The 24,190-nt window shown below is 32.6% G+C and carries 26 protein-coding genes; 16 read left to right on the top strand and 10 right to left on the bottom strand.

The window, feature by feature from the left end; translation table 11 throughout:
• Positions 1-28 precede the first annotated feature (28 nt).
• Together WA340_RS14970 and WA340_RS14965 are read right to left on the bottom strand one after the other, a co-directional pair.
• A complete protein-coding gene (locus tag WA340_RS14970; protein ID WP_027880874.1) occupies positions 29-499 on the bottom strand; it encodes an Lrp/AsnC ligand binding domain-containing protein in 471 nt (156 codons plus the stop codon).
• Between the two features lie 215 nt (positions 500-714).
• Positions 715-2,079, bottom strand: a complete 1,365-nt coding sequence (locus WA340_RS14965; protein WP_336129666.1) for a saccharopine dehydrogenase family protein — start codon at positions 2,077-2,079, stop codon at positions 715-717.
• 109 nt (positions 2,080-2,188) lie between these two features.
• Between WA340_RS14965 and WA340_RS14960 the strand changes: the two genes are divergently transcribed.
• Positions 2,189-2,578 carry a DUF423 domain-containing protein gene (locus WA340_RS14960; protein WP_106679769.1) on the top strand — a complete coding sequence of 130 codons (390 nt, stop codon included), beginning with the start codon at positions 2,189-2,191 and terminating at the stop codon, positions 2,576-2,578.
• Positions 2,579-2,644: 66 nt separating this feature from the next.
• Positions 2,645-4,261 (top strand): phosphoenolpyruvate carboxykinase (ATP), encoded by a 1,617-nt coding sequence (gene pckA / locus WA340_RS14955; RefSeq protein ID WP_336129665.1) that lies wholly within the window; start codon positions 2,645-2,647, stop codon positions 4,259-4,261.
• An 81-nt stretch (positions 4,262-4,342) separates the two neighbouring features.
• Here the strand turns inward: pckA and WA340_RS14950 are convergent, their stop codons facing one another.
• Together WA340_RS14950 and WA340_RS15290 are read right to left on the bottom strand one after the other, a co-directional pair.
• Positions 4,343-5,092, bottom strand: a complete 750-nt coding sequence (locus WA340_RS14950; RefSeq protein ID WP_336129664.1) for a uroporphyrinogen-III synthase — start codon at positions 5,090-5,092, stop codon at positions 4,343-4,345.
• Between the two features lie 22 nt (positions 5,093-5,114).
• Complete coding sequence (locus tag WA340_RS15290) at positions 5,115-5,759, bottom strand: DUF4271 domain-containing protein (protein WP_442920781.1); 645 nt, start codon at positions 5,757-5,759, stop codon at positions 5,115-5,117.
• A 108-nt stretch (positions 5,760-5,867) separates the two neighbouring features.
• Between WA340_RS15290 and WA340_RS14945 the strand changes: the two genes are divergently transcribed.
• From WA340_RS14945 to WA340_RS14935, 3 genes are read left to right on the top strand one after another with little or no spacing between them, the layout of a single operon-like run.
• Positions 5,868-6,593 carry a polyprenol monophosphomannose synthase gene (locus tag WA340_RS14945; protein WP_336129697.1) on the top strand — a complete coding sequence of 242 codons (726 nt, stop codon included), beginning with the start codon at positions 5,868-5,870 and terminating at the stop codon, positions 6,591-6,593.
• A 6-nt stretch (positions 6,594-6,599) separates the two neighbouring features.
• Entirely contained in the window at positions 6,600-7,946 is a 1,347-nt protein-coding gene (locus WA340_RS14940) for a dihydroorotase (RefSeq protein ID WP_336129663.1), read from the top strand.
• A gap of 6 nt (positions 7,947-7,952) precedes the next feature.
• Entirely contained in the window at positions 7,953-8,393 is a 441-nt protein-coding gene (locus WA340_RS14935; RefSeq protein WP_336129662.1) for a DUF4296 domain-containing protein, read from the top strand.
• Positions 8,394-8,403: 10 nt separating this feature from the next.
• Here WA340_RS14935 and WA340_RS14930 read toward each other — a convergent pair whose 3' ends face one another.
• Positions 8,404-9,411, bottom strand: a complete 1,008-nt coding sequence (locus WA340_RS14930) for an NAD-dependent epimerase/dehydratase family protein (RefSeq protein ID WP_336129661.1) — start codon at positions 9,409-9,411, stop codon at positions 8,404-8,406.
• 87 nt (positions 9,412-9,498) lie between these two features.
• Between WA340_RS14930 and tyrS the strand changes: the two genes are divergently transcribed.
• Entirely contained in the window at positions 9,499-10,809 is a 1,311-nt protein-coding gene (gene tyrS / locus WA340_RS14925) for a tyrosine--tRNA ligase (RefSeq protein ID WP_106679783.1), read from the top strand.
• A gap of 211 nt (positions 10,810-11,020) precedes the next feature.
• Here the strand turns inward: tyrS and WA340_RS14920 are convergent, their stop codons facing one another.
• Together WA340_RS14920 and WA340_RS14915 are read right to left on the bottom strand one after the other, a co-directional pair.
• Entirely contained in the window at positions 11,021-12,001 is a 981-nt protein-coding gene (locus tag WA340_RS14920; RefSeq protein ID WP_336129660.1) for an acyl transferase, read from the bottom strand.
• A 73-nt stretch (positions 12,002-12,074) separates the two neighbouring features.
• On the bottom strand, positions 12,075-14,150 hold the full coding sequence (locus WA340_RS14915; protein WP_336129659.1) for a T9SS type A sorting domain-containing protein: 2,076 nt from the start codon (positions 14,148-14,150) through the stop codon (positions 12,075-12,077).
• A 270-nt stretch (positions 14,151-14,420) separates the two neighbouring features.
• On the opposite strand from WA340_RS14915, the gene WA340_RS14910 reads away from it, so the two are divergent.
• Together WA340_RS14910 and WA340_RS14905 are read left to right on the top strand one after the other, a co-directional pair.
• The gene (locus WA340_RS14910) at positions 14,421-15,104 is read left to right on the top strand and encodes a response regulator transcription factor (protein ID WP_336129658.1); all 684 of its coding nucleotides are present in this window, start codon (positions 14,421-14,423) and stop codon (positions 15,102-15,104) included.
• 7 nt (positions 15,105-15,111) lie between these two features.
• Positions 15,112-16,146 carry a sensor histidine kinase gene (locus WA340_RS14905; protein WP_304142770.1) on the top strand — a complete coding sequence of 345 codons (1,035 nt, stop codon included), beginning with the start codon at positions 15,112-15,114 and terminating at the stop codon, positions 16,144-16,146.
• On the opposite strand, the gene WA340_RS14900 is transcribed toward WA340_RS14905, so the two are convergent.
• A complete protein-coding gene (locus WA340_RS14900; RefSeq protein ID WP_336129657.1) occupies positions 16,127-17,182 on the bottom strand; it encodes a glycosyltransferase in 1,056 nt (351 codons plus the stop codon). The two genes, WA340_RS14905 and WA340_RS14900, sit on opposite strands and share 20 nt — an antisense overlap.
• 209 nt (positions 17,183-17,391) lie before the next feature.
• Between WA340_RS14900 and trmB the strand changes: the two genes are divergently transcribed.
• The 8 genes from trmB (at position 17,392) to WA340_RS14860 (ending at position 22,530) form a co-directional block, all read left to right on the top strand.
• Positions 17,392-18,066, top strand: a complete 675-nt coding sequence (gene trmB / locus WA340_RS14895) for a tRNA (guanosine(46)-N7)-methyltransferase TrmB (RefSeq protein ID WP_027880889.1) — start codon at positions 17,392-17,394, stop codon at positions 18,064-18,066.
• Between the two features lie 3 nt (positions 18,067-18,069).
• On the top strand, positions 18,070-18,699 hold the full coding sequence (locus WA340_RS14890; protein WP_223077574.1) for a LysE family transporter: 630 nt from the start codon (positions 18,070-18,072) through the stop codon (positions 18,697-18,699).
• Entirely contained in the window at positions 18,696-19,025 is a 330-nt protein-coding gene (locus WA340_RS14885; RefSeq protein WP_106679793.1) for an MGMT family protein, read from the top strand. The genes WA340_RS14890 and WA340_RS14885 overlap by 4 nt, the downstream gene beginning before the upstream one ends.
• A gap of 135 nt (positions 19,026-19,160) precedes the next feature.
• The gene (locus WA340_RS14880) at positions 19,161-20,300 is read left to right on the top strand and encodes an Mrp/NBP35 family ATP-binding protein (protein ID WP_336129656.1); all 1,140 of its coding nucleotides are present in this window, start codon (positions 19,161-19,163) and stop codon (positions 20,298-20,300) included.
• Positions 20,301-20,540, top strand: a complete 240-nt coding sequence (locus tag WA340_RS14875) for a NifU family protein (RefSeq protein ID WP_027880893.1) — start codon at positions 20,301-20,303, stop codon at positions 20,538-20,540.
• 183 nt (positions 20,541-20,723) lie between these two features.
• Positions 20,724-21,776 carry an NAD(P)/FAD-dependent oxidoreductase gene (locus WA340_RS14870; RefSeq protein ID WP_027880894.1) on the top strand — a complete coding sequence of 351 codons (1,053 nt, stop codon included), beginning with the start codon at positions 20,724-20,726 and terminating at the stop codon, positions 21,774-21,776.
• A 35-nt stretch (positions 21,777-21,811) separates the two neighbouring features.
• Entirely contained in the window at positions 21,812-22,162 is a 351-nt protein-coding gene (locus WA340_RS14865) for a four helix bundle protein (RefSeq protein ID WP_336068400.1), read from the top strand.
• 32 nt (positions 22,163-22,194) lie between these two features.
• Positions 22,195-22,530 carry a ferredoxin gene (locus WA340_RS14860; protein WP_336129655.1) on the top strand — a complete coding sequence of 112 codons (336 nt, stop codon included), beginning with the start codon at positions 22,195-22,197 and terminating at the stop codon, positions 22,528-22,530.
• 56 nt (positions 22,531-22,586) lie between these two features.
• Here the strand turns inward: WA340_RS14860 and WA340_RS14855 are convergent, their stop codons facing one another.
• Both WA340_RS14855 and WA340_RS14850 read right to left on the bottom strand, forming a co-directional pair.
• Entirely contained in the window at positions 22,587-23,480 is an 894-nt protein-coding gene (locus WA340_RS14855; RefSeq protein WP_336129654.1) for a metallophosphoesterase, read from the bottom strand.
• A gap of 9 nt (positions 23,481-23,489) precedes the next feature.
• A complete protein-coding gene (locus WA340_RS14850) occupies positions 23,490-24,188 on the bottom strand; it encodes an SGNH/GDSL hydrolase family protein (protein ID WP_336129653.1) in 699 nt (232 codons plus the stop codon).
• Positions 24,189-24,190 lie beyond the last annotated feature (2 nt).

Raw genomic sequence — 24,190 nt, 5'->3', positions numbered from 1 at the left:
TTCTCTTTTATAATAAAATTGTATCGTTTTAGATTTTAATTTGTCTTTCTATCTGTTGATCTAAAGAAATAAACGTTTCTGTTCTAGAAACACCTTCTATAGATTGAATTTGACTATTTAATAAGTGCATTAAATGCGAGTTGTCTTTACAAAGAATCTTAATTAAAATACTCCAATTACCTGTAGTATAATGACACTCGATAACTTCAGGTATTTTTTGTAATTGTTTTACAGCTTGCGGATTACTAATGGCTTTATCTAAATAAATCCCAACAAACGCCATAGTAGTATAGCCTAAAACTTTAGGATTTATTACAAATTTAGATCCAGCAATAAGTTTAGATTTTTCTAGCTTACGTAAACGTTGGTGTATTGCAGCGCCCGAAATACCAACTTGTCTAGCAATTTCTAATATAGGTGTACGGGCATCTTCCATAAGTGCGCGTAATATTTTCTTGTCAATACCGTCTATGATAATATTGTTATTTGAAGTTTTCAAAAGATTTAAGCTTATAGTTTAAAAGATAAAAGTAAGTATTTTGTTTTAAACTAAAACTTTATTTTGTGTAATTACCTTTGGCTAGCGCGTTAGGGATAGTAATGTAAATCCCACAGCGAGGTACGAGCGAGGAATTGCAATACTTCGACTCCGCTCTGTATAAATTCCTAGCCCGACCGTACCGATTTGTTCGGTACGGTAACGCTATAATAATTTTAAATATTTAAAGGATTATACCCTAAATAAGGTACTTTGGTTTCTTTAAAAATAATACCGTAGTTTTCTAATTCTTCAAGAATTGGTGTGTACACTTCTTTATTTATTGGAAGTTGTACACCTGGTGTAGTAATTTTTTTATTTAATATGGCTAATGTAGCTATTGCAACGGGTAAGCCTACGGTTTTTGCCATAGCTGTGTAGGTTTGATCCTCGCCTAAACAAACCATTGTTGAGTCTATTTGGTGTTTTTTGCCATCTAACTCGTATCCAAATTTGTGATACATCACTAGCATATCTTTGTCTTCTTGTGCTAGTGTCCAGCTATCCATTAGTATTTTTTGAAGGATTTGAGCTGGTGTTCCTTTTTTAAGTTCGACCATTTTATTAGGGTTAAAAATATCAAGCTCTACAAACTTGTCCCAAACCATATCATCCTGGTCTATCTTTAATGCGTGTCTAAATTTAAGTTCTACAGAGTCTGTTGGACTGTATGGTAAAAAAGAGTTTACAAAGTCGCGGTAGCTCATGTTTTCACTATCATCTATGGTGTAGCTATCGTCTGTCATGCCCAATAGCACAAAAGCTTGCCAAGCACGAGAAAATCCTACACGACGCATTGTACCTCTGTATAATGTCCTGATATTATCTAATCCGTAAACGCTTTGGTATTTTAAAGAATCGCGATTAGCATAAGCTTCAAAGCGTCCAAAACCTTCAATTTCTAAAAATTCGGTACGTCTAAATAATCTGTGATAAGGAATGTATTTATAGGTGTTTTCTTGTAAAAATTTTGCTGCGCCACCTTGTCCGGCAACAACAACATTTCTTGGATTCCAAGTAAATTTATAGTTCCAAAGATTGTTATCACTTTCTGGTGCTACAAGTCCGCCACAAAATGATTCAAATAGTATCATTTTTCCGCCTTTATCACGAATACGGTCTATCACTTGCATAGCGCTCATGTGGTCAATACCAGGATCTACACCAATTTCGTTCATAAAAACTAAACCTTTATCCTTAACTTGTTGGTCTAAAGCTTGCATCTCGTCACTTATGTAAGATGCTGTAACCATATTTTTACCGTAGGTCACACAATCTTTAGCAACTTCTATATGAAATCTTGCAGGTAGCATAGAGATAACAATATCTGCTTTTTTAACAGCATCTTCTCTAGAGTTTTTATCAAAGACATCTAAAGTTATAGCTGTAGCATTTTTATGATTACCAATCATTTTTTTAGCATTATCAATGTCTAAATCACCAACGGTAATGTGCAGATTTTCAGTTTCAGATTGTTCTAATAAATATTTGAATAAGTAAGAGGTTGATTTTCCGGAACCTATAACTAATATATGTCGCATAAAGGTTATTAACTATTTTTAATTTTTATGTAATATTTTTAAAGTATCTTATATTTTTATACGAATTTAATAAATACTTACTGTATTTTTGTGTTAAGATTAAATTATTATGAATAAAAGAATTCTAATTTTAGCTTCATTTTTAGGTTTAACAAGCGTTATAATTGGTGCTTTTGGGGCTCATGGATTAAAGGAAGTTTTAGATGCAGAGCAATTGCAAACTTTTGAAGTTGGTGTACGTTATCAAATGTATCACGCATTATTCTTGTTATTTATAGGACTTATTGATAAGATTTCAGAAAAAACAAAATCAACAATATTTTATTTAGTATTTGTAGGTGTTATCTTTTTTTCAGGCTCAATATATGGTCTAGCTACAAATGATTTAACAGGTTTTGATTTTAGCAAAATTGCATTAATAACACCAATAGGTGGCGCTTTGTTAATCGCGTCATGGGCTATATTGTTAATAAACTTTTTAAAATATAAAGAGAATTAACAAGTTTTACTTAGCGTTAATTTATATTAAATTTTACCTTTGCACTTTAAACAACACAAACAAATTATGGTAAACCATACACAATCCACGAAAACGATTTCGTTAGAACAGTACGGAATCAAAAATGCACAAGTACAATATCAACTAACACCTGATCAATTACATGATGTAACTATAGAAAAAGGTTTAGGAGTAGAAGCATCTTCTGGAGCTTTAGCAATTAATACTGGAGAGTTTACAGGTCGTTCTCCTCAAGATCGTTTTATTGTAAAAGATAGTATTACCGAAGATAAAATTTGGTGGGGAGATATTAATATTCCGTTTGATTCGGATAAATTTCAGAAATTATATGATAAGGTAACCGCTTACCTTTCTGATAAAGAAGTTTTTGTAAGAGATGCGTATGCTTGCGCAGATGATAATTACAAACTAAATATTAGAGTAATTAACGAATTACCTTGGAGTAACATGTTTGCTTATAACATGTTTTTAAGACCAACAGAAGAAGAGTTAAATAACTTTACTCCAGAATGGACTGTAGTAAATGCACCAGGTTTTATGGCAGATCCAGAAGTAGATGGAACACGTCAACATAACTTTGCTATTTTAGATTTTACACGAAAAATAGCCTTAATTGGTGGAACAGGTTATACTGGAGAAATTAAGAAAGGTATTTTTTCTGCTTTAAACTTTATTTTACCTGTGTTTAAAAATACGTTGCCAATGCACTGTAGTGCTAACGTAGGAGAAAATGATGAAACAGCTATCTTTTTTGGTTTATCAGGAACAGGAAAAACAACATTGTCTGCAGATCCAAATAGAAAATTAATTGGAGATGATGAGCATGGTTGGACATCAGAAAACTCTGTGTTTAATTTTGAAGGTGGATGTTATGCTAAAGTAATTGATCTTTCTGAAGAAAAAGAACCAGATATTTTTAGAGCAATAAAAAGAGGTGCAATTTTAGAAAATGTTATTATGGATGATAATGGCGTTGTAGATTTTGCAGATACTTCAATCACACAAAATACACGTGTTAGTTATCCAATTTATCATATTGATAACATCCAAAAACCGTCTATTGGTAAAAACCCTAAAAACATATTCTTCTTAACTGCAGATGCTTTTGGTGTATTACCTCCAATTTCAAAATTAACACCAGCACAAGCTGCTTACCATTTTATATCAGGTTACACAGCTAAGGTAGCAGGTACAGAAGCAGGTATTACAGAACCAGTACCAAGTTTTTCAGCGTGTTTCGGAGCTCCTTTTATGCCTTTACATCCTACAAAATATGCAGAGATGTTAAGTAAAAAGATGAAAGAAGCTGGCGTAAACGTTTGGCTAGTTAATACTGGATGGACTGGCGGATCTTATGGTGTAGGAAGCAGAATTAAACTAAAATACACTAGAGCTATGATTAATGCGGTATTAAATGGTGATTTAGGTTTATACAATTATAACGATTATCACATTCATTCTGTATTTGGTGTAGCGCAACCAAGAAGTTGTCCAGGTGTACCAACAGAAGTTTTAAGTCCAAGAGCAACTTGGAATAATGATAAAGAATATTACAAAACAGCTTTTAAACTAGCTAATGCGTTTAGAACTAACTTTGAAAAGTTTGAATCTTACGCAAGTGAAGAAATTAGACGTGGCGGACCGCAACGTTATGCTGAGTAATACAAACCAAGTGTTAAAGTAAAAAAGCGCTATCTAAATTATTTAGATAGCGCTTTTTTTATACTGTTTAAAGAGAAGTTTTTACTTTCCTTTATTTACTTCTTTAATGTATTTTTCTAAAGCCATAGTCATAGAAGGTGTTTCTGGTGTTGGTGCAGATATATCTACACGTAACCCTTTTTCTTCAACAGCTTTAATGGTAGTATTACCAAACACAGCAATTCTTGTATCGTTTTGCTTAAAGTCAGGAAAATTATGAAATAAAGACTCGATACCAGATGGACTAAAAAACACTAATATGTCATAGTACACGTTGGCTAAGTCTGATAGGTCACTAATTACAGTTCTGTAAAAAATAGCTTCTTTCCAATCTACACCAAGTCCATCTAATATGGTTGGTACTTCTGGCTTTAACTTGTCTGTTGTTGGTAATAAAAATTTTTCGTCTTTATACTTTTTGATTAATGGCGAAAGCTCTGCAAAAGTACGTTTACCTACATAAATTTTACGTTTTCTGTAAACTACGTATTTTTGCAAGTAAAAAGCTACAGCTTCAGATTGGCAAAAGTACTTCATTGTATCTGGTACTTTAAAGCGCATTTCTTCGGCTACTCTAAAAAAGTGATCTACTGCATTTCTACTGGTTAGGATAATTGCAGTGTATTTAGTCAAATCTACTTTTTGTTGTCTAATTTCTTTAGTAGATACACCTTCTACGTGAATAAAAGGTCTAAAATCAATTTTAACTTTCTGCTTTTCTGAAAGATCAAAGTATGGCGAATTTTCAATTTTAGGTTCTGGTTGCGAGACTAAAATGGTTTTCACTTTCATAAGTATCTTTAAATTTTTAGGCCTATTTTATTGCTATAAATTGATAAACAATAAGGTAAGGTGCGATTTCGAGAGCGCAAAGATACAAAATAAAATAAAACATACTTCTTTTAAATACATTAAGATTAGCTTTAAAAAAAGTTAATAAACCTAAACTAAAAACAGTTAACCCTAGCAAGCTTATAATAATCAGTGTATTAAGATTTGGAGTGACCGAGTATATTAATATTGCATTAATTGGTAGTAACAATAAACCTAGATAATTTCTGTAACTAGTTTTAGTAAACAGATAATCTTTAATAAGCAATTCTATCTCAAAAATGCTAGATAATAAACGTTCTAGAAGTACTTTTACTATAAAAAAGCAAGCTATTAAAAGTGCATATTTTAAGATTAGTAATTGCGAAATCGTCTCGCCAACAAAGTTGTTTATAAACAAGTAAAAAAAGATAGCGGCATTAAGGCACAAGTTTATAAACAGTATGCCATCAAAAAGCTCAATAAAATGCTGATCTTTTGAAAATAACTTTGTGTATCGGTTATTAACAACTAAGTAAGAAAAAATCTCGAAACGTTTTGTGTAGATTAATTTACTTAAGGCAATACAAATTAAGCACACTATAAATATTAGTGTAATAATATCTGTATTTATAATTTCTCTAATCACGTGGTAAAATTATTACTTTTTAAAGCAAAAAAATGGCAATTATTAAGGTTTTTTTATAAACATTTAACCCTATAAAATGTACATTTGCCTAAATTTTTAAAAGAATTAATGCAAGACGCGATTGTCATTATACCAACGTACAACGAAGTTGAAAATATAGAAGCAATTATAAAAGCTGTTTTCAATTTAAAAAAAGAGTTCCATATTTTAGTGGTAGATGATAATTCTCCAGATGGAACTGCAGAAAAAGTACAGCGTCTTCAAAAACACTATCAAGACAAGTTGTTTTTGTCTGTTAGAAAAGAAAAATCTGGACTAGGTACAGCCTACATACATGGGTTTTATTGGGCTTTAGAAAAAGAATACAATTACATTTTTGAAATGGATGCAGATTTTTCTCACAACCCAAAAGATTTAGAAAAACTATATAAAGCATGCCATGTAGATGGCGCAGACATTGCAATAGGATCAAGATATGTTAAAGGTGTAAATGTTGTAAATTGGCCATTAGGTCGTATAATCTTATCTTATGGAGCATCATTTTACGTTAGATTTATAACAGGAATGCGTATAAAAGACGCAACAGCAGGTTTTGTATGTTATAAAAGACAAGTTTTAGAGACACTAGACTTAGAAGATATAAAGTTTGTAGGGTACGCATTTCAAATAGAAATGAAATTTAAAGCATATTTAAAACGTTTTAAAATCGTAGAAATACCTGTTATTTTTGTAGACAGAATAAAAGGCGAATCTAAATTAAGTTCTAGCATCATATCCGAAGCCATTTTTGGAGTGATTGCTATGAAAATAAAAAGTATATTTAAAAAGAAATAAAGCATTATGCATCAAAAAATCACTTTAATAAAAAATGCAAAAATCGTAAACGAAGGAGAAATCGTTAACGGAGACATTTTAATAGAAGGCGAAATTATTACAAAAATAGCACCATCTATAAGTCCAAAATCTGCAGATGTTAATGTATTTGATGCAGAAGGACAATACGTATTACCAGGTGCAATAGACGATCAGGTTCATTTTAGAGAACCAGGTTTAACCCATAAAGCAAATATAGAAACCGAATCTAGAGCTGCAATTGCTGGTGGTATTACATCGTTTATAGAAATGCCTAACACCAACCCGCAAACTACAACTATAGAAGCGTTAAACGATAAATTTGACCGTGCAGAAAAAACATCTTTGGCAAACTACTCGTTTATGTTTGGTGGTACAAATGATAATTTAGAAGAAATCCTTAAAGTCAATAAAAAAGAAGTTGCAGGATTAAAATTATTCTTAGGATCATCAACAGGAAATATGCTTGTAGATAATCCAGAAGTTTTAGAAAAAATCTTTAAAAGTACAGACCTTTTAATATCTGTACATTGTGAGGACGAAGCTACAATTAAAGCCAATTTAGAGATTTATAAAGAACGTTACGGAGATGATATTCCTGTACACTTTCATCCAATAATTAGAAGTGAAGATGCATGTTATTTATCGTCTTCTAAAGCAATAGAATTAGCAAAGAAAACAGGCGCAAGATTACACGTGTTTCACCTATCAACAGGAAAAGAAACCGAGCTGTTTGATAATAGCATACCATTAAAGGATAAAAAAATTACTGCCGAAGTTTGTATACATCACCTATGGTTTTGCGATAAAGATTATGACGAAAAAGGAACATTAATTAAATGGAATCCTGCTGTAAAAACAGAAAAAGATCGTGATCAATTATTAAAGGCGCTTTTAGATGATAAAATAGATGTTATTGCAACAGACCATGCACCTCATACATTTGAAGAAAAATCTAATGTCTACACAAAAGCACCTTCTGGCGGACCATTAGTACAACACGCTTTACCTGCATTATTAGAAATGCATCACGACGGTGATATTTCAATTGAGAAAATTGTAGAAAAGTTTTGTCACAATCCTGCAATTTTATTTGATGTAGAAAAACGAGGTTTTATAAAAGAAGGCTATTACGCAGATTTAGTAATCGTTAACTTAAATAACCCTTGGACCGTTAAAAAAGAAAACATTTTATATAAATGTGGTTGGTCTCCGTTTGAAGGTACTACATTTAAATCTAGGATTACCCATACGTTTATAAACGGTGGTTTAGCATACAAAAACTTCAAGTTTTATGATACCAAGTATGCAAAACGATTAACTTTTGATAGATAATTTATAGTGAAACACAGTAGCCTTTTATACCTTTTAGTTTTGACACTGTTTGTGTCTTGTTATGATATAGAAAAACCAGAAAAACCAAAAGATTTACTCTCTGAAGATAAAATGGTTGATGTTTTGGTAGAGATTTCTATTATGTCTTCTGCTAAAGGAATAAATAAGCGTATACTAGAAAATAATGGTATAAAACCAGTTGAGTATATTTATAAAAAACATGGCATAGATAGTATGCAATTTGTTAATAGCAACACTTACTATTCTCATGATATAAAAGTCTATGACAAAATTTACGATAGAGTAAAAGACAGTGTTACAAAGCTAAGAGATAAGTATAAAGCCATTCAAAATAAAGAAAAGAAAAAAAAGGAAAAGGAGAAAAAAGAGTTAAAGAAAGCAGAGTTAAAACTAGACCAAAATCTTCTTAAAAAAGAAACTAATTAAGTTTTAAACTTTACTTTAAATCGTTTTTAAAAAAACTAATCGTAGTCTTTATACTTTTATCCATTGGTAAAAACTCAAAACCTATAGCGTCTTTAATTTTATTATTACTGTAAATAGTTGTTGTAACTGCGCTATTTGCGGTTTGCTTAGATAAGACTCTGCGTTTTCTGGTTAATTTATGTTTTAGCCAATCCAAACGCCAAGCAATATTTAATAACCAAGGTTTAGCTTCTTTTTGTGGCGGTTTTACACCTAAATAATTAGCGGTTTTGGTAAAAAAATCTTTAAAAGATAAGTTTTCAGAAACTAGAATATAGCGTTCGTTTTTTACATCGCTTTTTACAAGTTGTATCATTGCTTTTACAACATCATTAACATCAACATAACCAGTAGATCCAGTGGTGTAATATTTTAGTCCGTTGTAAATCATTTTTATTAAACTACCACTACCGTAGCGCCAAACACCAGGTCCAATAATAACACCAGGATTAACAATTACAGCATCCAAACCTTCTTGTGTACCGCGCCAAACTTCAAGTTCTGCACCATATTTAGTAATGGCATAAACACTGTTGTCAATTTCATTATTCCATTCGGTGTCTTCGGTAATAGCCTTGTTTAAAGAAGCGCCTAAAGCAGCAATAGAGCTAACGTAACATAGTTTTTCAACTTTATGATCAATACAAAAGTTAACAATATTTGCGGTACCTTTTATATTTGTCTTTTGTAACAAATTAAACTTATCAGGTTCAAAACTTACAAATGCGGCACAATGGTACACGTGTGTTATGTCTTTAAAAGCTTCGGTAAGTTGTGGGATATTGTTTAGATCTGCTTTAACCCATTCAATAGTATCAAATAAAGTGTCTGCATTGTTGGTGTAATAGCCAAAAATACGTTTAACGGTATCAAACTTTTTTTCATTTCTATAAATAGCACGTATTGGCTGGTTTTCATTTAATAAATGAAACAACAAATGTGCGCCAACTAATCCCGTTCCTCCTGTGACTAAAATCATGCTACTAAAGTAATAAATATAAGATATTGTACAGATTTTATGGCACTATTTTTATCTTTGTGGCTTCATTAAATAAAATAATTTAAGATGGCAAACGCACTTGTAGAAGAATTACGTTGGAGAGGTATGGTACACGACATCATGCCTGGAACAGAAGAGCAACTTGATAAAGAAATGACTACTGCTTATATTGGATTTGATCCAACATCAGATTCTTTACACATAGGTAGTTTAGTGCCAATTATTTTGTTAGTGCATTTAGAAAAAGCAGGTCATAAACCAATTGCTTTAGTTGGTGGTGCAACGGGTATGATTGGTGATCCTTCTGGTAAAAGTGACGAGCGTAACTTATTAGACGAAGCAACACTAAACCATAATGTAGCTGGTATAAAAAGCGTACTGTCTCGCTTTTTAGATTTTAACTCTACAGAAAAAAACGCACCAGTTTTAGTTAATAACTATGATTGGATGAAAAACTTTAGCTTTATAGATTTTGCACGTGATGTTGGTAAGCGTATTACCGTAAACTACATGATGGCAAAAGACTCTGTAAAAAAGCGTTTTAGTGGCGAAGAAGGTAGCGTTGGTATGAGCTTTACCGAGTTTACTTACCAATTAATCCAAGGGTACGATTTTTACCATTTACACAAAACCATGGGTTGTAAATTACAAATGGGTGGAAGTGACCAATGGGGAAACATAACTACAGGAACAGAACTTGTTAGACGTATGAATGTTGGCGACGATACCGCAAAAGCATACGCTATGACTTGCCCATTAATTACAAAAGCAGACGGATCTAAATTTGGTAAAAGTGAAGGTGGTAACGTATGGTTAGATGCCGATAAAACTAGCGTGTATAAATTCTACCAGTTTTGGTTAAATACTACAGATGAAGATGCAGAAAAGTACATTAAAATCTTTACGTTTTTAGATAAAGACACGATAGATACTTTAATTGCAGAACATAAAGAGAATCCTGGTTTTAGAGCTTTACAGAAAAAATTAGCTGAAGAAGTTACAACCTTTGTGCACAGTAAAGAAGAATACGAAAATGCTGTAAAAGCATCTCAAATCTTGTTTAGTAAAGACTTTAAAAACGATATCAAACAGTTAAACGAAAGTTTATTTTTAGATGTTTTTGAAGGTGTGCCACAAGCTGAGGTAAGTAAAGATAAAATAGACGCTGGTTTAGATATGATTGCAGCACTGTCAGCCGAGACTAATTTTTTAGCAAGTAATGGCGAGGCACGTCGTGCGTTAAAAGAAAACTCGGTAGCTGTTAATAAAGACAAAGTTGGTGAAGATTATACCATAACGACAGAAGATTTAATTAACGATAAGTATGTTGTAATTAATAGAGGTAAGAAAAAGACCTTTATTATAAAAGTGGTTTAATTGTCGCTTAGAGCGAAGTCGAGAAGTCTTAAATAAATTAAAAAAGGTCTGGACTGCGCTAGACCTAACACTATACTTAAAAAATATAAATAAAATTAAAAGCCTGTTTTCAATAGTTTGAAAACAGGCTTTTTTTTTACAAAAATTAGCTAATCAACTAAATCTAATTTTTCTTTTTCATTTATAGTTTGTCGTATGTGGTAACTTGTCCTTACAACACCATTAGATTACAACCTCTAATATCGCTATTATCAAAACGTCCTATAATTTCAAAATTACCGTTTGGTAGTTGTCTACCCAAATCTTGAGTAGCGATAAAAGAACACGAGTTAACATTAGCTAAATCTATAACATTGATGCCTCCTGTTTTTTTGGTATCAAAAACGGTTAAAGCATCTTCGGTATCTCTAGTTAAAATTTTCATCCAAGGTGGACAGTTAAACACACCATTACCTTTAGAATACGCCTGACTTAAAAGTTCGGTCATGCCATATTCGCTATGTATTTGGTCAACACCAAAACCAGATTTTAAAAGTTGATGTAACTCTTCTCTAATTATTTCTTTGCGTTTACCTTTCATACCACCAGTTTCCATAATAATGGTATTTTTTAAGTCGAATTGATAACGCTCTACCAAATCTAAAAGCGCAAAAGACACGCCAATTAGTAGTGTTTTTTTACCTTCATCTTCAAGTTGAAGTAAAGTGTCTTTTAATTCGTCTAAATTATTTAAATAAAATCCGCTTTTTGGCTGTTTAGAGTCTTTAATTAAATGATCTACCATATAGACTAAAGACGATCCTTCGCGTTCTAAATAATTAGGTAATAACGCCAAGATGGTATAATCTTCTACATTACCATAAAAATGTGCAAATCCTTTTTTAAAACTGTCTTCGTAAACCTTTAAATTGGTAACATGGTGTTTACTTGTTATTTGTCCTGTAGTACCACTACTAGAAAAAGTAATTTCGGTTGGTGTGTTAGCGCTTAAAACGTCGTGCGATTTAAAAAACTGAATTGGTAAAAACGGTATTTGATGTAGTGCTGTAACATCACTTGGGTTTTTGTACAATAAATCACAAAAAGAACGATACACGCTATTGTTTTCATACTGAAATTTAAACACGTTTAAAGCATGTGTTTTAAACGCCTCTTCTGTAGTAATGTTAAAGATGTCTTTTGTATTTATCATAGGATTACAAAAGTATAGAAAATAAAAAAGCGTTGCCAATAGCAACGCTTTTAAAATTTATATCAAATAAGGATTACTCAATAACTAATTTTTTAGTCGTAGATGCTCCGTTTTGTTCGATGTTTAATAAGTACACACCAGACTTTAAGCTAGATACATTTAATTTGTTGTTGCTTAATGTTTTAGTGATTACTTTTTTACCTAATAAGTCAAACACAGTTACATTTACAGCGCTGTTAGACGTTGTTTTGATGTTTACATAACCTGTATTTACTGGGTTAGGGTAAATGCTAAAGTTAGCTTGTGTAAATGTAGCGTTAGATAATACAGGATTAGTATAAGTTGCTATCGGATAAGGTGTAGCAGCTGTACTATTATCTGTTTCTCCATCAAAAGCATTAGCATCGCTAAACGTCCAGTTAGCTAAAACAAAACCGCCATCAGGACCAGTAGCATCAACTCTGTATGCCCAACCATCTTCATAATCCCATGCTTCTCCAGTTCCATCCATATTTACATCTCCAAAAGTGTCAATAATTGTTGTTCCTTCATATAACTCAATTGCATCATCTCCATTAATTCCAACAACACCACTTGTATACGTAGGCATCATTCCAAAGAATGAATTGAAACCAGTAGACTCAGTTGCTAAGAAAATTCTATCTCCAGCAGAAACTGCATCTGCAGGGAAATTATATTCAACTGTACCGGCAGAAGAACCAGCACCATTAGTAATAGAACTAATACCAAATACGCTTAAATCTGGGATATCTGCTAAAGCTATTAATTCGATTCCTTTAGGAGTTCCTCCAGTTAAAGGACCGTCATAAACACCAACTAAAACTAATGCGTTTGTAGCTGCTCCAAATACATTACCAGTTAAAGCAACAGTTTGATCTGCAGCAGGAGAAGAAGATACAGTAATATTACCACTGTAAGCACCTTCAGTTAATCCAGAAGCTAATCTTACAAAAACTTCTGTGTTAGCAACTGTTCCACTAACTTGTGGTACGGTAACAGAAGCTCCAAAACCAGTACCTGAAGTTAATGATACTTCAAAGTTTGTAGGCGCAGTTACTGTAATATCATTAGTTAAAAATAATCCTTCTACAAATATAGATTCTTCATTAGAAGGACCGTTACCTAATCCATAATTCATGTCTCCAGGAGTACCTAATACATTAAATTGAGGAGTAGAAGGTGAAACTTCACCAGAAACATTAATAGTTTCAGATGTAGCACCAGTTGAAGATGCAGTTAAAACATCAGAATATGTGTTTGCAGATAAACCGCTAACTAATCTTACATAAAGAGTTGTAGAAGCTACAGAACCAGCAGAAGGCGTTAATGAAACAGAACTTCCAAATCCAGATCCAGAAGTAGAAGATATTTCAAAATTTGTAGGAGCTGTAACATCTAGGTTTCCTGTTAAGTTAATACCTGATACAGAAAAAGTTTGTTCAGCAGAAGGACCATTACCTTCAAAGTAGTCTAAACCTGTAATGTCAGAGTCAATAGTTACAACTGGACCAGTAGCTGTTCCAATCCAAGAACCTGGATCAAAAGAAGCAGGTGCGTCTTGAGTTTGTAAAGTGTGATTTGTACAGCCAGAAACAGCACTATCAGCCCAAACATTCCATTCCGACTCATCAAAAGTAGCATTACCCATAGTTACAGCAGGAGAACGTTCTGCTCTACCGTCTTCATATTCAGCACAAGTTCCTGAATTATCCCCAGGAACACCGAAGAAGTCAATAATTGTATCTGTACCGTCAACTAAAACTAAATCATCGTCACCGTTACTACCTACAACACCATTATTAACAGCATCTAATTGATCTGCAGCAAATCCGTAAACAGTGTTGAAAGTACCAGGAGTGTTATCGTATCCAATAACGTAAAAACCTCCAGCAGGTATAGTTCCTGTTAAATCTAAGGTGGTAGAAACAGAAGCAGAGGCATTTGTGTATTTGTCAATTTGCCATCCGTTACCTTCTGTGAAATCTACATCTGTAGGTCCAGCATTATAAAGCTCAATAAATCTAGCTTCTGAGTTGTTGTTAGGGTCAGCAATTTCAGTAATAAAGACTTGACCAAAAGAAGTCGCAGTCATTAAAACCGTTAAAAGTAAAAAGTAAATTTTTTTCATAATTAATAGTTATATATTGTGTGTTACAAATATACACAGATTTTTGTCTTACAAGTAACTATTAAGAAGCTAATAACATTTTTTACAATTATATAACATAAAGTTTTAAATGCTTAGTAAGCAAAAGATTGTAAATTACATAAACCTAAAACCTTAGGTTAGGTTATAAGTTGTAATTAATGTTATTTAATTGTTATCAATGGATTAAATAGATAATTTAATTTTAATAATTTTATCTTTACGTTATTATTTTAACACAAAGTCATTCTGATGAATAAGAAAGATATTAAAATTCTTTTAGTAGACGACGAGCCAGATATTCTTGAAATAGTAGGCTATAATTTAAGTGCAGAAGGTTACCAAGTCATTACTGCAGATAACGGTATTAAAGCTGTTAAAAAAGCAAAAAAAGAAAAACCACACCTTATTATATTAGATGTGATGATGCCAGAAATGGATGGTATTGAAGCTTGCGAAGCTATTAGAAAAGTACCAGAATTAAGCAGCACAATTATTACATTTTTAACCGCAAGAGGAGAAGATTACTCTCAAGTAGCAGGTTTTGATGCTGGTGCAGACGATTATATTACTAAGCCAATTAAGCCAAAAGTGTTAATAAGTAAAGTAAAAGCACTTTTAAGACGATTAAAATCTGAAGATACTAACCAATCGGTTATAAAAATTGGTAAACTTACCATTAATAGAGACGAATACAAGATTATTTTAGGAAACGAAGAGATTATTTTACCAAGAAAAGAATTTGAACTCTTATCTTTGTTGGCATCAAAACCAGGTAAAGTCTTTAAAAGAGAAAATATTTTAGATCGCGTTTGGGGTAACGAAGTCGTAGTTGGCGGACGTACCATAGATGTACACATAAGAAAACTAAGAGAAAAAATTGGCGACGATAGCTTTAAAACCGTAAAAGGTGTTGGCTATAAATTTGTAGAATAACTTTTATTTGAAACTAAAAAAAACATACAAGTTTGCATTAAAAACTTCGTTTTTAATCACCGTATTTTTAACGCTCTTAATGAGTGTTTTTTTGTATTTGTTTTATACAATAAACATATTACACATACTGTTTTTTGCTTTTTTTACATATTCATTTTCCTTTTTAATTATTCAATATAGAGTAGAAAAGTTTATTTATAAAAGAATAAACAAAATTTACAAAGACCTAACTTTGTTAGAGTCTACCAGTTTTAGAAGGCATAGTATTACTACAGATATGGCTACGCTAACCAGGCAAATAGATAAATATGCCAAAGACAAAAAGTTAGAGATAGAAACTTTAAAGGTTAGAGAAGAATACCGTAAAGAGTTTATGGGTAACGTATCGCACGAGCTTAAAACACCATTATTTACAGTACAAGGCTATATAGAAACATTGCTTGACGGCGCAATGAAAGATAAAAACGTAGCCGAAAAATATCTAGAAAGAGCCAACAAAGGTGTAGAACGATTAATATATATCGTAAAAGACCTAGATATGATTACCAAATTAGAAGTAGGAGATTTACGACTTAATGTTACCACTTTTGATATTGTAGATTTAGTAAAAAGTGTTTTTGACTTACTAGAAATGAAAGCTGCTAAGAAAAAAATTAGCCTAATGTTTGATATGGACTACAAACAACCAATACTGGTAAAAGGTGATGAGGAGCGTATCCAGCAAGTGCTAACCAACTTAGTAGTAAACTCTATTAAATATGGCCATCAAAACGGTACTACAGAGATTAGTATAGAAAGGCTTATTAAAAACAAAGTTATAGTAAGAGTGACCGATAATGGCGAAGGTATAGGTAAAGAACATTTACCAAGACTTTTCGAGCGTTTTTATCGAGTTGACAAAAGTGGATCGCGTAAAGAAGGCGGATCTGGTTTAGGATTATCTATAGTGAAACATATTATAGAAGCTCACGATGAAAAAATCTACGTAGAAAGTGAAGTAAACGTAGGTAGCGAGTTTTCTTTTACGCTTGAAAAAGCTTAAACAAACTTTCAAAATCTGTATTACAATCTAAAGCATTAAATCCAGTAAAATCATCTAGCTTTTCAAGCTGTTTTAAAGAAAATTCTTTTTGGTTACAACTAGGTATAATACCTTGTTCGTTTAAATTTTGGGCTATATATTCTTGTTCAAACTGTCCTGGTGTAGGTATAAAAAATGCTTTTTTACCTAACTTAGCTAAGTCCATAACAGTAGTATATCCAGATCTAGAAATTACCAAATCACAACTGTTTAAAGCTGTTTGTAAATCTGCAGAAGTCATAAAATTATAAATGGTAAACTGTTGTTTAGTTTCAATACGTTGCTCACCTTCAATCTGACCTTTTACAAATAATATATTACCATTATAGTCTGCTAATTCTTTAAATAATTTTTGCTCTAATAATCCACGTTGTGGCTCAGGACCAGATAACAGGACCATGATATCAAACTTAGAAGGGATATGTGTTTTTTCTAACCTGCTTAATGCGCCAATATATTTAATAGGTAAAAGTTTAGTAGTAAAATCATGTCCTAATTTACCACTTAAATTAGGTGTGTTTTCAAAATCTGGCACCCAACATTCGTCAAACTTTTTTAGATAATAATCATGTAAAGAGGTGCTTAATTTTGTGGTCATTCCGCTTAAAACATTAAGCTGATGAGTAATAAATACCGACGGAATTTTAGAACAATACACACCCATTCTGTTATCAGAGATTATACCTTCAATAGCATAATCGTGTACAATTTTTTTAATCGCTAAATGTTCTTTTAAAATAGCTTTTTTAATCTTAGGTAGTTGTCTAAAAAGGCGCCATTTAAAGCTAGATTTGGATCTAGAATAAGTAACATTGTAAGCAGGTAACTCGATAAAGACAACCTGTTTAAATTCTTTTTTAAGCAGTGCTAAAGCAGCACCATCAGAAGCAATAACAGGTTCAAAATTGTGTTCAATTAACGCATTAATAATAGGTATGCAACGTGTAGCATGACCAATTCCCCAATTAAGAGGCGCAACAAGAATTCTTTTTTTCATTATAAAAATTTGGGCGTTACCACACACTTCGACTACGCTCAGTGCAAGTGGTCAGGCTGTCCGTTATATCTTTTTTTGCCATATATGGCAGCAAAAAAAGGATGTCACTTCCATCCTTAACGCAAAAAAGCTAATTTCAAAGATAAGTATAATAGTACTAAGGTATATTTCCTTAATTTTACGCCGGAAATAACAAATTGTTAAAACAAGTGGGAAGCAAAAACAAATTAAAACGATTTCAAGAAAACGAAACATTTGATAATGTATTTCAACCAACAAGAAGTCAGTTGGTAGATATGGATTACCAATACAAAGGACAATGGAATGCACAAGTGTTTAAAAATAATAACCCAATTGTTCTAGAATTAGGATGCGGTAAAGGCGAGTATACAGTTGCTTTAGCAAAAAAATATCCAAATAAAAACTTTATAGGGATAGATATAAAAGGCGCACGTTTTTGGAGAGGCGCAAAAACAGCAGTAGAAGAAAACATACCAAACGCTGCATTTATCCGTACTCAAATAGAATTAATAGAATATGTTTTTGCAGAAAACGAAGTGGATGAAATTTGGATCACCTTTCCAGATCCACAAATTAAATATAAGCGTACAAAACACCGCATGACCAATTCTGAGTTTTTAAAACGCTACAAAAAAGTATTAAAACCAGATGGCGTAATGAATCTAAAAACCGACTCTGAGTTTATGCATGGTTACACCTTAGGTCTGTTACATGGAGAAGGGCATGAAGTGTTGTACTCTAACAACGATGTGTATAGACAAGAAGGAAGTCCAGAAGAAGTTACAAGTATACAAACCTTTTACGAAGGTCAATATTTAGAACAAAACAAACCAATTACGTATATTAGATTCAAAATAAAATAACCTTTGGGCCTTACAATTACATTTTTCTTAAGTCTAATTATTGCATTAGTAGGTGTTATACCACCAGGTTTGCTTAATATGACAGCAGCAAAAATTAGCTTAAAAGAAGGCTATAACCGTGGTTTGGTTTTTTCTGTTGGCGTTTGTATTGTTGTTATTTTTCAAACCTTAATAGCAGTAATATTTGCAAGGTATTTAAGTAAGCATCCAGAGATAATAAAAATACTTCAACGTGTTGCTTTTGTACTTTTTGTGTTAATCGCAATTTACTTTTTTGTTTTAGCTAAAAAGAAACCACAACCCAAAATAGAACAAACCAGACGCAGTAAACACAGTCGTTTTTTCTATGGTATGCTGTTATCTGCTTTAAACGTTTTCCCAATACCTTACCAAGCTTATATGAGTTTGACTTTAGCAGGTTTTGGATGGTTAACTTTTGATAAAACTGGTATTGCATCTTATGTTGCAGGAGCAGCAACTGGTACTTTTGTAATGCTTTATGTGTATGTGTTTTTATTCGAAAAAATTAAAAGCAAACGTATAAAGTCTCAAAAAAACATGAACTTTAGTATCGGTATCATCACTGCTGTTATAGCTGTAGTCACGCTAATTAATATCATTAAAGACTTATGAAACCAGAAACCTTAAGTTTTTACGAGAAGGTTTATGAGGTCGCAAGACAAATTCCTTATGGAAGAGTAACATCTTACGGTGCAATTGCAAATTATTTAGGAGCAAAAAGAAGCGCAAGATTAGTAGGTTACGCTATGAATGGCTCTCATAACAAAGATGTACCTGCACATCGTGTAGTTAACAGAAAAGGTTTGCTAACCGGCAAACATCATTTTGAAGGTACTAACCTAATGCAACAGCTGTTAGAAAGCGAAGGTGTTAAGGTGAAAGATAACCAAATTCAAAATTTTGAAATGGTGTTTTGGGATCCTTCTAAAAGTTTATAAATTTCCCTTATTTCACCATAAAAAAACTTGCAATAACAACAGCTTAACTTCACTTAATAAGTAGTATATTTGCATTTTAGAAATAGCCTTTATAAAACACGTTAAAAAATTGATTTTTAGCACAATATTTTAAAGATGAAGTTAAGCAAACAAGATATACTTAAAGCACTAGAAACTATAACAGTACCAGGAGAAGGGCAAAACATGGTAGAAAGCGGATCTGTAACTAACGTAGTTACTTTTGGAGACGAAGTTATAGTAGATATTACAATAAAAAACCCATCATTACAAGCACGTAAAAAAACAGAAGTTGAAATTTTGCAAGCCATACACAAACATGTGTACGAAAAAGCAAAAATAAAAGTAAACGTAAAGGTAGACGCGCCAGAAAAACCACAAGCAAACACCATTAAAGGAAAACCAATACCAGGTATTCAAAATATTGTTGCAGTAGCATCGGGTAAAGGTGGTGTAGGTAAATCTACAGTTACCGCTAACATAGCAATTATGTTAGCAAAAATGGGCTTTAAAGTAGGTGTTTTAGATGCAGATATTTATGGGCCATCAATGCCAATTATGTTTGATGTAGAAATGGAAAAACCATTATCTGTAACAGTAGACGGTAAATCCAAAATGAAACCTGTAGAAAATTACGGTGTAAAAATATTATCTATAGGCTTTTTTACAAAACCAGACCAAGCTGTAATTTGGCGCGGACCTATGGCTGCAAAAGCATTAAATCAAATGATATTTGATGCTGCTTGGGGCGAGCTAGATTTCTTACTATTAGACTTGCCACCAGGAACAGGAGACATTCATTTAAGTATTATGCAATCTTTACCAATTACAGGAGCAGTAGTAGTAAGTACACCACAAAACGTAGCTTTAGCAGATGCTAAAAAAGGCGTGGCTATGTTCCAACAAGACAGTATAAACGTACCTGTTTTAGGAATTATAGAAAATATGGCTTACTTTACACCAGAAGAGTTGCCAAACAACAAATACTATATCTTTGGTAAACAAGGAGCAAAACATCTAGCAGAAGATTTAGATGTGCCATTATTAGGAGAAATTCCTTTAGTACAAAGTATTAGAGAAGCAGGAGATGTTGGTCGTCCAGCAGCAATGCAAGTCGCAACACCAACCGAGAAAGCTTTTGAAAAACTAACACAAAACGTCGTGCAAGAAGTGGTAAATCGTAACGAAAACTTACCAGAAACCGAAGCGATAAAAATTACAACTATGGCAGGTTGTTCTGCGGTAAATAAAAAATAAATGACAGCACAAGAACTAAAAACAAACGTAGAAAAAGCTCTAGAAGAAATTCGTCCATTTTTACAAAATGATGGCGGAGATATAGAGTTAATCTCTATAGAAAATAACGAGGTTATCGTACAACTTCAAGGTGCATGTACCTCATGTAGTGTCAACCAAATGACTTTAAAATCTGGTGTAGAGATGACTATAAAAAAATACGCTCCACAGATAGAAAAAGTCACAAACGTTGGTGTTTAGGGCGTTACCACAAGGGTCGCGCTATCCGTTATATCTTTTTTTGCAACTACCTATAGACTAAAAATCAAAGTACAGTTAGCAAAAAAAGGATGCCACTACTATCGCTAACGCAAGCGTAAAGCTGACAAAAGTCATAAGCCACAACACATTAACCTTTTACATTTGCACAAAACAATCTAAAAAATGATTAAAACAGATATACTAATCATAGGTGCAGGACCAACAGGTCTATTTGCAGTCTTTGAAGCAGGATTATTAAAACTAAAATGTCATTTAATAGACGCATTACCACAACCAGGTGGACAATGTTCAGAGTTATATCCTAAAAAACCAATCTACGATATACCAGCATATCCAGAAATTTTAGCAGGAGATTTAACCGACAAGTTAATGGAACAATGCAAACAGTTTGAGCCAGGTTTTACGTTAGGAGAGCGTGCAGATACTATAGAAAAACAAGACGACGGAACTTTTATTGTAACTACAAACAAAGGAACAAAACACCATGCACCAGTTGTGGCAATAGCAGGTGGATTAGGTAGTTTTGAGCCACGTAAACCTTTAATAGATAATCTAGCAGATTACGAAGATAAAGGTGTAGAGTACATGATTAAAGAACCAGAACTATACCGTGGTAAAAAGGTAGTTATTGCTGGTGGAGGCGACTCTGCTTTAGATTGGAGTATCTTTTTAAGTGATGTAGCAGAAGAGGTTACTTTAATACACAGACGTAATGAGTTTAGAGGTCATTTAGATTCAGTAGAAAAAGTACAAGAATTAAAATCTGCAGGAAAAATTAATTTAATTACTCCAGCAGAAGTAATAGGTATAGAAGGTGATGGCAAAGTAGAAGCGGTAACCATTAAGCAAGACGCTAAAACTTACAAAAAAGAATGTGATCATTTTGTGCCTTTATTTGGTTTGTCTCCAAAATTAGGACCAATTGCAAATTGGGGATTAGAAATAGAGAAAAATGCCATTAAAGTAAACAATGCGTTAGATTATCAAACAAACATACCTGGTATTTATGCTATTGGAGACGTTAACACATATCCTGGTAAGTTAAAGTTAATACTTTGTGGTTTTCATGAAGCAACTTTAATGTGTCAATCTGCTTATCAAATTATTAATCCAGGTAAACGTTATGTGTTAAAGTATACAACTGTTGCAGGAGTAGATGGTTTTGATGGAACACGTAAAGAAGCACCAAAAGCAGTAGTGAAAAAGATTGAGTAAGAGTAGAAAGTTTCAAGGAATAAGTATAAAGTTTTATGGCTGTTTTAAAATTTGAAGAATTGTTAGTTTGGCAAAAGTCTCAAGATTTAGCTGTAGAAATTTATGCTCATTTTCAAGAAAATAAAGACTTCTCGTTTAGAGATCAAATTAAACGAGCTGCTGTTTCTATATCAAATAATATAGCTGAAGGTTTTGACAGAAATTCAAACGCAGATTTTAAAAGATTTCTATATTTTTCACTGTCATCAAATAGTGAAGTTAGATCTATGTTATATCTTTCTGTTCGACTAAATTATATAAATGAAAATAAGGCTAATAGCCTTATTGAAAACACTAATGAAATTTCAAAAATGTTACGTGGTTTGATTAAATCTATTAAGGACTAACTACTTACCACTAACTACTAATTACTTTTTTAATGGAAAATCAAGACATTAATATTAAAATTACAGATCGTGATGGTGTTGTACATGAAGTTGTAGCACCAACAGATATGGCAATGAATTTAATGGAAGTTGTACGTAGTTACGAGCTAGCACCAGAAGGTACTATTGGTATTTGTGGTGGTATGGCTATGTGTGCAAGTTGTCAATGTTATGTTTTAAGCGATACCGAATTACCAGAAATGCAAGATGACGAAGAGGCAATGTTAAGCGAAGCGTTTTACGTAAAAGATAACTCAAGATTAGGTTGTCAAATACAAATCACGCCAGAAATTGAAGGCTTAGAAGTAGAGCTTGCTCCTGAAAGTTAATTTTTTAATTGAAATTCAATTTTATAAATAGATTCCTGCTTTATGCAGGAATTTTTTTATCTATAATCTATCAATCTTCTTGGTCCTTCTAATAATACTCTTACAATTTGAAGCGTGCCATCTTCTTTAGTAGCAATTTGCCATTTTATTAAAGATATAGCGCCATTTTCTATTTCAATACCAGTGATGCTTCTAGGATGTACACAACTACCATCATTAAAAAAAGCAATGTCACCAGGTTCAGGAAAACGCGGTCTGTGTGTATGACCAACAATGGTCATTAGATTGTTATTGTCTGTAATCCATTTTTTGGTACGACGTTCTACTTTAATTAATTCTTTATAGTTTTTTGCAGGACTTGTTGGATCTGCAATTCCCATAACATTTAATGGTTTCCATAAAATTCTAACTAAAAACCGACTCCATTTCCAGAAGTTGTAATTCCACCAATCTGCTTGATGACCATGCGTTAAAAAAATCTCTTGATTAGTGTCTTTGTGTTTTAAAATTATAGCTTCATGATATTTAATATCGCCAAAAAGTTCTACATCTTCACCAACTTTTGGGTCAAAGTAGGTAGATAGGTTTTTTTTGACTGTATCAGGATTACGATACACCATATCATGATTTCCCCAAATCATATGCAAACGGTTCTTTTTATGAAACAGTTGCATTAATTCATAAACGTTTTTATGAGCGTTTAAAATGGAGGAGAAAGAAATGTTTTCCCAAAGCTCATCACCATCACCAAGTTCGGCATAATTAAAACCTTCAACGTAGTAGTGTTTTAATGCGTGGTAATAGATGTTTCGATTATTGGCAAAGTCGTCTGCAAAACTATTATCACCACGATGACAATCGCTAAATAGTATAAATTTTGAGTCGTCATCAAACGGAACAACGTGAGCGTTTTGATAAGCTCGGTCTAATCTTTTCTTTGCTGAAAACATAATCTTACGCTAAAGTTTTTCTAAAGCGTAAGGTAATAAACGTTCTACAAATAAACTATAGGCTTTTTCGGAAGGATGCAAACCATCAGAAGCAACTAAATCTGTGTCTTCTAAACCGTTTCTGGTTATGTCTGTAATGTTTACAAAATTAATGTTATTAGCGTTGCAATAATTTTCCGCGAAAGCGTTATAGGCGTCAATTTCTGAAGAAATAGTTGTGTTTCCGTTTCCAAAAGGTGTGAACGCATAATCAGGAATTGAAACGACAATAACTCTATTTTTATCGCCTTTTGCTTTTGTAATTGCAATATCAACTAGTTCTGGAAATTCGGTTACATAAATTGAAAAATCTTTTCCTTGATATTGATTATTTACACCAATTAGTAAGGTGACTAAATCGTAGTTGTTTGGTAGATTTTCGTTACTAAGTCCGTTTAGTAAATTTGTTGTGGTCCATCCTGTTGTAGCTACAACCTTTAAATTGAAAGCAGTATTTTCTGTATTATTAATTAAGCTGTCTTTAAGTTGCTCTGGAATGCGACACGTTTCGCAAACACTTTCTCCAATCGTGTAACTATCACCTAAAGACAATAGTTTGTAATTGGTTGGTTGTAGTGTTTCAATATTGTTAGATTGATTGTTATCTGTTGCGTTACAGCACAAAAACAATATAAAAATAACAGAAATAAAAAGCGTTAATTGTTTCATAA

It is taken from the genome of Mesoflavibacter sp. CH_XMU1422-2, assembly GCF_037029245.1.
Taxonomy (GTDB): domain Bacteria; phylum Bacteroidota; class Bacteroidia; order Flavobacteriales; family Flavobacteriaceae; genus Mesoflavibacter; species Mesoflavibacter zeaxanthinifaciens.
Note: the sequence above shows the minus strand (reverse complement) of the source record. Positions and strands in the feature narration are given on the sequence as shown.